Origin of the sequence: Sphingobium abikonense NBRC 16140 (genome assembly GCF_001598335.1) — a bacterium.
In the GTDB taxonomy this organism is placed as follows: domain Bacteria; phylum Pseudomonadota; class Alphaproteobacteria; order Sphingomonadales; family Sphingomonadaceae; genus Sphingobium; species Sphingobium abikonense.
Genome location: NZ_BCYT01000012.1, coordinates 31,584 through 44,877, shown reverse-complemented (window position 1 = coordinate 44,877; position 13,294 = coordinate 31,584). Strand labels below are relative to the sequence as shown.

Below are 13,294 nucleotides of genomic sequence, written 5' to 3'. Positions count from 1 at the left end.
ATCACAGAGAGCCATAACCGCAGAGAGGATGCCGACATGACCCAGACGATCGCCTTCATCGGCCTTGGCAATATGGGTGGCGGCATGGCCGCCAACCTGCTCAAGAACGGCTATGCCGTGCGCGCCTTCGACCTGTCGGAAGAGGCGCTGGCGAGGGCCGAGAGCCATGGCGCGGTGCGCGCGGCCAGTGCCGCCGACGCGGCGACGGGGGCCGACGCCGTCGTCACCATGCTGCCGGCCGGAACCCATGTCGAGGCGGTCTATACCGGCGAGATATTCGGTGCGGCCAGGCCCGGCGCGCTGTTCCTCGACTGCTCCACCATCGACGTCGCCACCGCGCGGCGCGTCAGCGAAGCGGCTCTCGCCGCCGGGTTCGCCATGGTGGACGCGCCGGTATCGGGGGGCATTGCCGCGGCCAATGGCGGCACACTCACCTTCATGGTGGGCGGCACCGATACGGCCTTCGACAGCGCCAGGCCGATCCTGTCCGCCATGGGCAAGGCAGTGATCCACGCGGGCGGCGCAGGCAATGGGCAGGCGGCCAAAATCTGCAACAACATGCTGCTGGGCGCGACCATGGTGGCGACGTGCGAAACCTTTGCCATGGCAAAGAAGCTGGGGCTCGACCCGCAGACCTTCTACGATATCAGCAGCGTGTCGTCGGGCCAGAGCTGGTCGATGACCAGCTATTGCCCCGTGCCAGGCGTTGGTCCGCAAACGCCCGCCGACAATGGCTATCAGGGCGGCTTTGCCGTGGGCTTGATGCTGAAAGACCTCAAACTGGCGGGCGCGGCGGCCGCATCCGTCGGCGCGTCGGTGCCGATGGGCAACGCGGCCGAGGCGCTCTACCAGATGCTCGCCAACCAGGGAGAGGCCGCGCGCGACTTCTCCCTGATGATCGAGATGCTGGAGGGGAAATAGACGCGAACGCGCGCCTATTGGGCTTTCCCCGCCTCCGCCGCCGCCAGCACGCGCAGGACATTGCCTGACCAGATTTTCTGGACGTCCGCCTCGCTGTAACCGGCCTTGATCAGGGCGGCGGTGATCTTGGGCAGGTCGACCACATCCTCCATGCCGACGACGCCGCCGCCGCCATCCCAGTCCGCGCCGATCCCGACATGATCCGGGCCGACGACCTCCAGCGCATGGAGCATATGCTTCATGAAACCGTCAAAGCTCGGCCGGTCGGTATCGGGGTAGAGGCGGTCGATCTCCTGGCGCTTCGCCAGCAGTTCGGCGCGCTTTTCCGCTGACAGTTTCGCGCCTTCGCGCATCTGGCCATAGAGCGCCTTTAACGCCTCCTGCCGCTGAGGGTTCGGCTTGGACGCGCGCAGATAGGCGCCATAGGCGTTCATCTGGATGACCCCGCCCTTGGCCGCCAGCGCCTTCAAATGCGTGTCGTCAATATTGCGCGGATGGTCATAGACCGCCTTGCAGCCCGAATGGGTGAGCAGCACCGGGGTCGTCGAGAGCGTCAGCAGATCGTCCAGCACCTGGTCGCTGCTGTGCGAGGCATCGGGCACGACGCCGATGCGGTTCATTTCCTTGAGCAGTTCCTTGCCCAGCGGCGACAGCCCGCCAAAGCGCGGCTTGCCGGACGGGTCGGTCGAACTGTCGGCGAACTGGTTATGCGCAAAATGGGCAAACCCCACCACGCGGACGCCCATGGCGTAGAATGTGTCGAGCAACGACACATCCTCGCCCAGCGGATAGGCGTTTTCGATCGACATATAGACGATCCGTTTGCCCTTGGCGGCAATGGGCGCGGCATCCTTCACCTCTGTCGCGAGCGCGAAATTGGCGGGATCGGCCGCCACCATATTGCGGATCGACAGGCCGCGCAGGATCGCAAAGTCGCGCGCCTTGCGGAACCCTTCGATCGTCACCGGACCCTGCGGCGTGTAGATCGCCCAGAAGCCGCCATCCAGCCCGCCCTTCTTCATGCGCGGCAGGTCGACCTGCGTGAAATCATGCAGCACGTCATGTTCTTCGTCGATCGACCAGCCGGGCAGGTCGAGCGAGGCCGGCGTGTCGAGATGACTGTCGAGCGTCAGCAACTTCTGATGCAATTGGTAGGTCTGCTTCGACACCACCGGTCCCTGCGCCATCGCGGCCGTCGGGAGCAGCGCCATCAGCGCCGCCCCCATCCTCATCATCCGCATCAGATTTCCCCCGTCAGCGTGAACTGGAAGGTGCGCGGGCTGAGCGGGCGGAAGAAACCGTCGCCGGTCACGGACGAGGAAATGTAGGACAGCGTATCCTTGTCGAACAGATTGTCGATGTTGAACCGCGCCTTCACGCTCTTGATCGGGCCAAAGGTCCAGCCGTCGCCAATGTCGATATAGGCGCTGAACACGGTAAAGCCCGGCACGCTGGACCCTGGCGTGTTGGTAAAGGTCGACCAGCGCTTCGAGGTATATTTGCCCGAGATATTGGCCACCAGCCAGCTGGCCGGCTCGATCGTCACGCCGCCGCCGACGATCCATTTCGCGCTGTCGGGGATATATTTGCCCGCAATCTCGATCGGCGTGGCGGCGGGGATGTCATCCTTGAACTTGGCGTTGTTATAGGTGACGTTGAGGTTGCCATAGGCCAGCCCATTGAGGAAGGCGGGCTTGTAGGTGCCGCTGAATTCGACGCCATAGGCGCGCACCCGGCCGACATTCTGGTAAAATGTCTCGGTCGCCGCGCCGCCGCTGCCCGGCAGGATCGTCGTGATCGACTGGATGCGGTTCTTGAACTTCGTGTAATAGCCGGCGAGCGAAGCATAAAGCTGGCCCTGGTTTGTGCGGATGCCCACCTCCATATTGGTCGAACGCTCCGGCGCCGGCTGCGGCACCAGCGCGCCGCCGGCGCGGATGGCGGAATAAATGTCGTCCATCCCCTTGGGCAGCGCCATATTCTCGGCATAGGAGGCAAAGACCTGGGTGCGGCCGTCAATCTTGTAGAGCAGGCCCGCCATCGGCAGGAACATGTCGCGATATTGGGCGCGATTGACGCTGCGGCCATAGCCCGGCACCGCAACGCCGCCCACCGTCAGATAATAGTCGGCAAAGTCGCGATAGCCATCATAGCGATAATCCATCATCAGGCCCTTGAAGCCAAGGTCCAGCACCAGTTGCTCGTCGGCAAGCTTGAGCGTGTCCTTCAGGAATATCTGGAGCGTATCGCGCTTCGAGCGATAATCGCGCCGCAGATAGACAAGCTCGTCGAGCAGCGGCGCGCCATCGGGAGCGCCATCGACGGTGTTATAGCGCGCCTGCGTGCGATGATATTTGTCGACTTCCGCCCACATGCCGGTTTCGACCGTATTGACGCCCATCTCCCAGTGCAGCTTTGTCGTGATGCCATAACGGTCGCCGCCCACGCCCGACCGGCCAAATTCCACGCCCTTCGGCGCGGTGACGGGCAATCCGACAGCGGCTTGCGCGGTATAGCGGGCCAGCGAATTGGCATAGGTGTCGGGCGACACGCCATAGCCGCTCTTATCCTCCCAATAGAGGGTTGATTCGGCCCAGACGCCATCGGCGATGCCGGCATGGAAGGTTGCGCCATACAGCTTGTCCTTCCGCACATTGATGGCGAGGTTGTAGACCTGCGCATAATTGCTGTTGGAATAATAGACGCCCGGAACGGTCGGTTCGAAGCCCGGCGTCGTGTTCGGCACATTTTCGATATAGGCATAGTCGCGCCCGCACGCGCCCGTCAGGCTCGTGACCGTGCAATTATATTGAGCGCGGCTGAGCGTTGGTGAATCATAGTCGAAAAAGTCGTTCGACACGAATTTGAACCGCGCCCAGCTGTCGCCGCCCAGGTCGGCATGGATCTGCCCTTCCCAATGTTCGCGATCGACCGAACCCGGCCCACGCCACAGGTCGGTGTCCAGCTTGGTGCGGCTGATATAGGCCTTGAGCGGTCCGACGCGTCCGGTGCTGGCGCGAATGAAGGTGCGCTTCATGTTGAAGTCGCCAAAGCTCTGCGACACGAACAGGCCCATATCCTCCTGCGGCGCGATGCTGTTATACTGCACCACCGGCCCCAGCGTCGAATAGCTGGGCAAGGACACGTCGCCAGCGCCCACCGCTGCTTCCACGACGCCCAGATTTTCATTGTCGACATAGCGGAACACCGGACTGCCGCCAAAGGCGTCGCTACGACCGGTCGGGATGCCATCGACCACGAAGCCGATCTGGTCGAGGTTGAAGGCGCGGGTCTGGACGCTGTTGCCGAACTCATACAACCCCAGCGCGCCATCGGTCTGGACGTTGAAGCCAGGCAGCTGCTCCAGCATCTTGAGGCCCGAAATGCCAGACGGCGCGGACAGCAGCGCCTCTCGCGTGACCGCGACGACGTTGCTGATCTTGTCCTCGCCGATCGCTTCCGACGATTGCGACACGCGCCGGCCCGTCACGGTGATCAGGTCTTCGTCGGCCGGGGCCGGCTCCTGCGCATGCGCTGCGCTCAAGGCACCGGTGGCGCTCGCCAGCAACAAAGCAGCGCGCGCGGAACGACGAAGGGACAAACGGACGGACATGAAAAGGCTCCCTGGCTAGTGCGAGCCGATCAGGTGGCGCGACGATCCGCCCCCCCTCTCCCATGGTCGCTGGCCGGGTCTTGGACGCGCCCACCAGTCGCTTCAGTTGCCTGTTGAAACGAGGTTGGCGCGCCGAGCCGCTATCTGTCCGTCATAAATGTGTCCGCTGTTGCATCATGGCAACAAAATCGTCTCAGCGTCCCTTCCAGACGCCCGCGCGCTTTTCGACAAAAGCGGTCATGCCTTCCTTCTTGTCCTCGGTCGCGGTCAGAATCTGGAACAGCCGCCGTTCGGTCAGCAGCCCCTGCGCCAGCCCGGTTTCGAAGGCGATGTTGACCATCTCCTTGTTCACCATCGTCGCCATTGGCGGCATGGATGCAATCAGGGCCGCGTCCTTGAGCGCTTCATCCAGCAACTGCGCCGCCGGCACGATGCGGCTCACCAGACCCGCACGCTCGGCCTCTTCCGCACCCATCATCCGGCCAGTAAGGCACATGTCCATCGCTTTCGCCTTGCCCACCGCGCGGGTCAGCCGCTGCGATCCGCCCATGCCAGGCGCCACGCCCAGCTTGATTTCAGGCTGGCCGAATTTCGCCGTGTCGGCCGCGATGATATAGTCCGCCATCATCGCCAGTTCGCACCCGCCGCCTAGGGCGAAGCCATTGACCGCCGCGATCCAGGGCTTGCGCGTGGCAACGACGCCGGTCTGCCAGCCGGAAAAGAAATCCTCCAGGAAAAAGTCGGCCGCCGGTTTGTCGACCATTTCCTTGATGTCGGCGCCCGCGGCGAAGGCCTTTTCCCCGCTGCCGGTCAGCACGGCGCAGCGCTGCGTCGCGTCCGCATCATAGGCCGCGAACGCCGCAGTCAGGTCAGCCAGCACCTGGCTGTTGAGCGCATTGAGCGCCTGCGGCCGGTTGAGCGTGATCAGCGTCACCGCGTCGCGTTGTTCCACCAGGATCGTTTCATAGGTCATCGCCATCTCCCTTATCTATGTTCAGGACCGCTTTATGGCGGTGCGTCGCGGATCGCCAGCCTTCACCCCCTCGCATTTGTGCCAATGTCACCGGCACAGATGCATGAAATCGCGCTCATAGCTTTTGAGGTGCGCGCCGCCATCGACGTAGAGCGTCTGACCGGTGACGGCGCTTGCTTCCGTCAGATAGAGAACCGCCTGCGCGATCTCGTCGGCCTGCGGCAGGCGGGCGAGCGGCATCATCTCGCCCAGCCGCTCCATCTGCGCCGCGTCATAATCGGGCGTCGCGATGGTCAGGCCCGGCGCGACCGCATTGACCCGCACTCTGGGCGCCAGGCTTGCCGCGCTGGTCCGCGTCAACCCGGCCAGCGCCAGCTTCGAAAGCGTATAGGCCAGCTGGTCGCCATGGGGATGGTCGATCCGCTGGTCCAGAATATTGATAATACACCGGTCGACTGCGCCGGCAGGCACGGTCGCAAACGCCTTGGTCAGCATGACCGGCGCCGCACAATTGACGGCATAATGGCGCATCAGGTCATCGGCGGTGACGGATTCCAGCCGATCCTGACCGAACATCGCCGCGCTGTTGACCAATATGTCGGGCGGCCGTCCGAAACGCTCGGCGACCTTCGCCACCAGTTCCTCCGCGCCTTCGGGGTCGGCGAAGTCGACGACGAAGCCGTCCCATTCCGTCCCCTCCTCCTCCAGCGCCAGCGCCAGGTGGGAATCGAGCCGCGTGTCATGGCTGCCATGGATCGCCAGCGAATGGCCGGCCCGCGCCAGAGCGGCGGTAATGATCCCGCCCAGCCGCCGGTGCCCGCCCGTCACCAGCGCCAGCCGCTTGGCCGCCAGCGGCTTGCCCACCGGCTCCGCATCGGCCCGTGCGCGCCCCAGCGGGCGATACCCCGTTTCCTCCGGTTCGATCATGCGCCGATAAGCTTCAACACTTCCTCGCGCGATTTTTCGTCATCTCGAAAGACGCCCAGCATGCGGCTGGTCTTCATGACGACATTGGGCGTGCGCACGCCCCGCCCGGTCATGCAGCCATGGGTCGCTTCGATGACAACGGCGACCCCCTGGGGCTTCAGATGCTCCTGGATGCAATTGGCGACTTCGGACGTCAGCCTTTCCTGCACCTGCAACCGATTGGCATAGGCGTGGAGCACGCGCGCCAGCTTGGAAATGCCAACGACATAGTCGCCGGGCAGATAGGCGATATGCGCCTTGCCCACGATCGGCGCCATATGATGTTCGCAATGCGACTGGAACGGGATGTCCTTCAGCAGGACGATGTCGTCATAACCGCCCACTTCGTGGAAGATGCGCGAAAGATGATAGGCCGGATCATCCCCATAGCCGCGGCAATATTCGCGCCAGGCCCGCGCCACGCGCTCGGGCGTTTCCATAAGGCCCTCGCGCTCGGGCGCGTCGCCGGCCCAGCGGATCAGCGTGCGAATGGCCTCGCTGACCTCCGCGGGCACGGGTTCCTTGCCTGCGCCAACGGTTTCCGCATCAATGTCACATGCCATGGGCTTTTGCCGCTCCTTTGCTTATCGGCCCCGCATATGGCAATTGGGGTCCAGCCTGACCAGTCCTTTCCACATACTGGACTTGGCATCGTCCCGGTGGCACATCGCGATGCAAACGGGATCGCCTCATAAACATGACATTCGCCTCGCCCTATGCGCACTGAACATATTGCCGCCGTGCTGCTTGCCGCTGGCACATCCTCCCGCTTTGGCGAGGAAGACAAGCTGATGGCCACCCTGCGCGGCAAGCCGATTGCGGCTCATGTGCTGGAAACCATCGCCTCTATGGCCTTTGCCGAACTCGTCGCCGTGACACGCCCGATCGACGAAGCCCCGGTCATCCATCGCAAGCTCGACCGGCGCGGCTACAGCATCATCGTCAATGACCGGCCGCAGGACGGTATGTCGGGCAGCATCGTGCGCGCGGTGCGGCATGTCATGCCCAACCGGGACGTGCGCGGCATCCTCATCTGCCTCGCAGACATGCCCGACGTGCCGCAGACGCACTATAATCACATCTGCCTGGCGGCAGAGGACATACGATCCGTGGTCGCATCGACGGACGGCTTTTCGTCGTCACCGCCGGCCTTTATCGGCCGCAAGCATTTCCCCGAATTGCTCGCGCTGCGGGGCGATCAGGGGGCACGCGCACTGCTGAGCCACGGATTGCAGATCGAAGCGCCAGCCGGTATCCTGCGCGACATCGACACGCCCGACGATCTCGCCACGGCAAGTTGATTAGCTCGACCGAGTCGGGTCGATCCAGCCCTCCCCCATTTCCCGTGCATCCGGCGACCGACTGAGCGGCAGGGAACCGGTCTGCCGCTCCAGCCGGCGACGGACGACCGGGGGTTCGGGACGGTCGTGCAGGGCCTGAATGGCTTCGCTATTGGCAATATCCGCGACGGTGCGGCGCTGATTGTGGCGGATATAATCGAGCCAGGTCGACACATGATAGCGCTCGACCCACAGATCGCTTTCGCCCAGATCGCGGAGCAACTGCCAGCCATGCGCACCGTCGCGCTTGCGGATGCGCTTGCGCTCGCTCATCGCCGTCAGAAAGGGCACGACCGACCCGGCGGGAATGCGATATTCGATGGTGACGATAATCGGGCCGCTGCGCGGTTCGACCGGGACGGCCGTGTCCGGCTCCTGCCAGTCGCCGCGCGGGTCCAGATTGTCGTCGCCAATCTGGGGCAGCGGACGCCACAGGCCCAGTATCGCGGCGAGAAACTGCACTCCGGCCGCGACATAGAGGCTGATGACCACGCCCTGATGTTCGGCGATCCAGCCAAACAGCCAGGCGCCGCCCGCCATGCCGCCAAACGCCACCATCTGATACAGGGCGACCGCGCGCGCGACGACCCAGCGCGGCGCGGACATCTGCACCGACACGTTGAATGTCGACAGCGCCAGCACCCAGCCCGCGCCCGCCAGCATATAGCCGGGCAAGGCCACCCAGAGCCAACTGCTCGCCCCCGTCATCGCCGTTCCGAGTGCCAGCGCAAGCGCGGCCGATCGCACGATGGCCTCGACCGAATAACGAGTGCGCAGGCGGCGGCTGGACAGCGCGCCCAGCACCGCGCCAACTCCGAAGGCACCGCTGGTGACGCCGAAGGTCAAGGCCCCGCCGCCCAACAAGTCGCGCGCGACCAGCGGCATCAGCGCCGAAACGGCGGCGGCGCCCAGACCAAAAATGCCCGCGCGCAGCAGCACCAGCTTGATTTTGGGCGACATGGATACATAGCCAAGCCCAGCCAGCATGGCGACGCCCAACCGTTCGCGCGGCAGCAATTTGGGCGGCAGTTCAGGCCGCCAGCGCGCCAGCACCGCCAACAGGCCCAGATAGCTGACCGCATTGGTGACGAATGCGGCCGCCGCCCCCGCCGTCGCGACGATCACGCCGCCCAGCGCCGGCCCGACGCTGCGCGCCAGGTTGAAACCCATGCTGTTCATCGCCACCGCGCTGGGCAGGACGGCGCGCGGCACCATGTCGCCCACCGACGCCTGCCACGCCGGGCCATTGATCGCAGTGGCGCATCCCAGAAGAAAGGTGAACCCCAGCAGCAGCCAGGGCGTCATCCATCCCGCCCAGGCGGTCGCCGCGAGCAGCGCCGACACCAGCAACATGAACGCCTGGCAGGCGATCATCACCTTGCGCCGCTCCAGATTGTCGGCAACCGCTCCCGCCCAGAGCGACAATAGCATGATCGGCAATGTCGTCGCGGCGGGCACGAGCGCGATCAGCAGGGGCGACGCGGACAGGGATGTCATCATCCACGCCGCGCCAACCGACTGGATCAACCCGCCGAAATTGGACGCAAGGCTGGCAAACCAGATCTCCCGGAAGACCGGAATGGAGAATGGCGAGGCTGGGGAAGCGGAAGCAGGATCGGACACGCCCGTCATGAAGCGCAATCCGTCACCAGCGTCAAACCCGTCATGCGTCAGCCTCTTGATCCCTCGGGTCGGATAACGGGCCGGCACGCTTCCGGTTTCACGGTGCCGGCGTTGACGATTCTTTGCCAAGAGGGGTTCAAAGGTGACACGGAAAGCGACATTCTCGCGATCCATCTTTCACCAGCTTGTCCTGCCGTTACGGCATAGCGGACCGACTAGGACGGCGACATTAGACACTTGCACTTTACGTAAACGTAAATACATTTGCGAGCAGATCCCGTTCATCCGGCTATGCGCCACGAGGACCCCATGGAGAGGGAATGACAATGGAAGCCTATATTTACGACGCCGTCCGCACGCCCCGGGGCCGGGGCAAGGCAGACGGCTCGCTGCACGAAATCACCCCCATCCAACTGGCGACGCAGGTGCTGGAGGCGGTGCGCGACCGCAGCCAGATCGACACCGCCGATGTCGATGACGTCATCCTGGGCTGCGTCAGTCCCGTGGGCGAACAGGGCGCGGACATTGCGCGCGTCGCCGTGCTCAACGCCGACTATGCGCAGACCGTGCCGGGGGTTCAGATCAACCGCTTTTGCGCATCGGGCCTTGAAGCGGTCAACATGGCAGCGGCCAAGATATTTTCGGGCGAAGCGATGTTCGCGATCGGCGGCGGCGTCGAATCGATGAGCCGCGTGCCGATGGCGTCGGACGGCGGCGCCTGGGCGATGGACCCGGCGGTCGCTTACAAGACCTATTTCGCGCCGCAGGGCATTGGCGCGGACGTCATCGCCACCAAGTTCGGCATCAGCCGCGACGACGTGGACGCTTATGCCGTCGAAAGCCAGCAGCGCGCCAAGCAAGCGTGGGACGAAGGACGTTTTAAAAAGTCGATCGTGCCGGTGAAGGATGTGATCGGGCAGGTCGTGCTCGACCATGACGAACATATGCGCCCGGACGCGACGATGCAGTCGCTCGGCGCGCTCAAGCCCAGTTTCGCCGCCTTGGGTGAGGAGATGCCGGGCTTCGACACCGTGGCCCTGCTCCGCTATCCCGAACTAGAAAAGGTCAACCATGTCCATCATGCCGGCAACAGCAGCGGCATTGTCGACGGCGCGGCGGCCGTGCTGGTCGGCAACAAGGATATGGGCGACAAATATGGCCTCAAGCCACGCGCGAGGATCCGCGCCATGGCGTCGATCGGGTCGGAACCGCTGATCATGCTGACCGGGCCGGAATTTGTCGCGGGCAAGCTGCTGCAACGCGCCGGCATGACCAAGGACGATATCGACCTGTGGGAACTGAACGAAGCCTTCGCCTCGGTCGTGCTGCGCTACATGCAGGCGATGGAGCTTGATCATAGCAAGATCAATGTGAACGGCGGCGCGATCGCCATGGGCCACCCGCTTGGCGCGACGGGCGCCATGGTGCTTGGCACCGCGCTCGACGAACTGGAACGGTCCGGCAAGGGCACCGCGCTCGTCAACCTGTGCGTGGGCGCAGGCATGGGCACCGGCATCATCATCGAGCGTATTTGAGAAATATAGTCCGTTCGTCCTGAGTAGCCATTGAGCGACGTCGAAATGGCGTATCGAAGGATCAATGCTTCGATACGGGTCTTCGACAAGCTCAGACCCTACTCGGCACGAACGGAGATGGGAAAGGCTGCATCATGAACACCATCAACTTCACCACCGACGCCGACGGCATCGCCACCCTTACGATCGACGTGCCGAACCAATCGATGAACGTCATCGGACCCGACCTCCTGGCTGACCTCGACGCCGCGATCACGCGTATCGCATCCGAGGACGGCATCAAGGGCGCGGTCATCGCGTCGGGCAAGGACAGCGGCTTCATGGCCGGCATGGACCTCAAATATTTCGGGTCGATGCTCAGCAGCGGCAGCGGGGATCGCCCCGCCCCGGCCGACATTTTTGACAAGGTGTTCGTGCTCAACCAGCTGTTTCGCCGGCTGGAAACCTGCGGCAAGCCCATCGCCTGCGCGATCGAGGGCACATGCGTTGGCGGCGGGTTCGAACTCGCGCTCGCCTGTCATCGCCGCTTCGTGGGCGATAGCCCCAAGACTCAGTTGGGCCTGCCCGAAATCCTGATTGGCCTCTTCCCCGGCGGCGGCGGTTCGCAGCGGCTGCCGCGCATCATGGGGGTGCAGGCCTCGCTGATGTACATGCTCCAGGGCAAGATGTTCCGCCCGGCCGACGCCGCCATGATGAAGGTAATAGACCAGGTCGTGCCGCAGGGCACCGCGCTCGATGCGGCGCGCGAATGGGTGAAGGCCAACCCGAGCGCGCATACGCAGCCATGGGACGTCAAGGGCTTCAAGGTTCCGGGCGGCGCGGGCGGCTTCAACCCCGCCTTCGTGCAGACGATGGCAGGCGCGCTGCCGATGACGCTCAAGCAGACCCAGCGCAACATGAACGCGCCGATCGCGCTGCTGTCGGCCGTCTATGAAGGCATCACCCTGCCGATGGACCGCGCCATCCGGATCGAAAGCAAATATTTCGCCAAGGTCGCCGCCGATCCCCAGGCGTCGAACATGATCCGCACCCTGTTCGTGAACAAGCAAGCCGCCGAACGCGGCGCGCGCCGTCCCAGGGATGAAGCCAAGGCGCCGACGAAGAAGCTGGCCATGCTGGGCGCGGGGATGATGGGTGCGGGTATCGCGACCGTGGCCGCGCAGGCGGGCATGGAGGTCGTGCTGTTCGACCGCGATCAGGCCTATGCGGAAAAGGGCAAGGCCCATGTCGAGGATGTACTGAAAAAGCGCCTCGGCCGGGGCATGACGCCTGAAAAACTGGAAGCCACGCTTGCCCGCGTAACCCCGACGACCGATTATGCCGACCTGGCCGGCGCCGACTTCGTCATTGAAGCGGTGTTCGAGGATGTCGGTATAAAGGCCGAAGTCACGAAGAAGGTCGAGGAAGTGCTGGGCGCCGACACCATCTTCGGGTCCAACACCTCGACGCTGCCTATCACCAAGCTGGCAAACGCATGGAGCAAGCCGGAAAATTTCATCGGCGTCCATTTCTTCTCGCCGGTGGAAAAAATGCCGCTGGTCGAAATCATCCTGGGCGAAAAGACTGGTCCGGCGGCCATCGCCAAGGCGCTGGATTTCGTGGCGCAGATCAAGAAGACCCCGATCGTCGTGCATGACAGCCGCGGCTTCTACACCTCGCGCAGCTTTGGCACCTATGTGCAGGAAGGCGCGGAGCTGGTCGGCGAAGGCGTCAATCCCGCGCTCATCGAAAATGCCGGCAAGCAACTCGGCATGCCGACCGGCCCGCTCGCCGTCAGCGACGAAGTGTCGATCGAGCTGGGCGTCAAGATCATGACCGCGGCCAAGAAGGAACTGGGTGACGCCTATGTTCCGCAAGGGTCCGACGACATCATGGTCAGGATGACCGACGCCGGACGCCTTGGCCGCAAGAATGGCAAGGGCTGGTATGACTATCCCGAAGGCGCGAAAAAGCATCTCTCGCCCGCGCTTGCCGAGATGTTCCCGCGCGCGGCCGAGCAACCCGAGGTGGAGGCGGTGAAAGAGCGCCTCCTCTATCGCCAGCTGATCGAATGCGCCCGCTGTTTCGAGGAAGGCGTGCTGGAGACGCCCGAGGATGGCGATATCGGCGCGATCTTCGGCTGGGGCTTTGCGCCCTATACCGGCGGGCCTTTCAGCCACATGGACACGGTCGGCATCGCCCATGTCGTCGCCACGCTTGATCGGCTGGCGGAGGCGCACGGGCCGCGCTTTGCTCCCACGCAACAGCTGCGCGACATGGCGGCGAGCGGCGCGACCTTCTACAAGCCCGCATCCATGAAGGCGGCCGCGTGAACGGCCTATAA

Annotated in this window: 10 protein-coding genes; 4 read left to right on the top strand and 6 right to left on the bottom strand. The window is 64.0% G+C overall.

The genetic code is table 11. The features are described from left to right. The first annotated feature begins 36 nt into the window (after positions 1-36). Positions 37-921 (top strand): 3-hydroxyisobutyrate dehydrogenase, encoded by an 885-nt coding sequence (gene mmsB / locus SAB01S_RS13060; protein WP_062733498.1) that lies wholly within the window; start codon positions 37-39, stop codon positions 919-921. Positions 922-935: 14 nt separating this feature from the next. On the opposite strand, the gene SAB01S_RS13055 is transcribed toward mmsB, so the two are convergent. The 5 genes from SAB01S_RS13055 to folE all read right to left on the bottom strand — a co-directional run bounded on the left by SAB01S_RS13055 (position 936) and on the right by folE (position 7,036). Continuing rightward, entirely contained in the window at positions 936-2,147 is a 1,212-nt protein-coding gene (locus SAB01S_RS13055) for a dipeptidase (RefSeq protein ID WP_174525656.1), read from the bottom strand. A gap of 14 nt (positions 2,148-2,161) precedes the next feature. Then, the gene (locus SAB01S_RS13050) at positions 2,162-4,534 is read right to left on the bottom strand and encodes a TonB-dependent receptor (protein WP_062733496.1); all 2,373 of its coding nucleotides are present in this window, start codon (positions 4,532-4,534) and stop codon (positions 2,162-2,164) included. A 193-nt stretch (positions 4,535-4,727) separates the two neighbouring features. After that, positions 4,728-5,507, bottom strand: a complete 780-nt coding sequence (locus tag SAB01S_RS13045; RefSeq protein ID WP_062733572.1) for an enoyl-CoA hydratase-related protein — start codon at positions 5,505-5,507, stop codon at positions 4,728-4,730. A gap of 87 nt (positions 5,508-5,594) precedes the next feature. Next, positions 5,595-6,434 carry an SDR family oxidoreductase gene (locus SAB01S_RS13040; protein WP_062733495.1) on the bottom strand — a complete coding sequence of 280 codons (840 nt, stop codon included), beginning with the start codon at positions 6,432-6,434 and terminating at the stop codon, positions 5,595-5,597. Further along, positions 6,431-7,036 carry a GTP cyclohydrolase I FolE gene (gene folE / locus SAB01S_RS13035; protein ID WP_062733493.1) on the bottom strand — a complete coding sequence of 202 codons (606 nt, stop codon included), beginning with the start codon at positions 7,034-7,036 and terminating at the stop codon, positions 6,431-6,433. The genes SAB01S_RS13040 and folE overlap by 4 nt, the downstream gene beginning before the upstream one ends. Before the next feature lie 153 nt (positions 7,037-7,189). Here folE and SAB01S_RS13030 point away from each other — a divergent pair, with 153 nt between their 5' ends. Beyond that, positions 7,190-7,774 carry a nucleotidyltransferase family protein gene (locus tag SAB01S_RS13030; protein ID WP_062733491.1) on the top strand — a complete coding sequence of 195 codons (585 nt, stop codon included), beginning with the start codon at positions 7,190-7,192 and terminating at the stop codon, positions 7,772-7,774. Here the strand turns inward: SAB01S_RS13030 and SAB01S_RS13025 are convergent, their stop codons facing one another. Further along, positions 7,775-9,445, bottom strand: a complete 1,671-nt coding sequence (locus SAB01S_RS13025) for an MFS transporter (protein WP_062733569.1) — start codon at positions 9,443-9,445, stop codon at positions 7,775-7,777. It lies immediately after the preceding gene. 317 nt (positions 9,446-9,762) lie between these two features. Between SAB01S_RS13025 and SAB01S_RS13020 the strand changes: the two genes are divergently transcribed. Together SAB01S_RS13020 and SAB01S_RS13015 are read left to right on the top strand one after the other, a co-directional pair. After that, complete coding sequence (locus SAB01S_RS13020) at positions 9,763-10,971, top strand: acetyl-CoA C-acetyltransferase (protein WP_062733490.1); 1,209 nt, start codon at positions 9,763-9,765, stop codon at positions 10,969-10,971. Positions 10,972-11,105: 134 nt separating this feature from the next. Further along, positions 11,106-13,283 carry a 3-hydroxyacyl-CoA dehydrogenase NAD-binding domain-containing protein gene (locus SAB01S_RS13015; protein WP_062733488.1) on the top strand — a complete coding sequence of 726 codons (2,178 nt, stop codon included), beginning with the start codon at positions 11,106-11,108 and terminating at the stop codon, positions 13,281-13,283. Positions 13,284-13,294 lie beyond the last annotated feature (11 nt).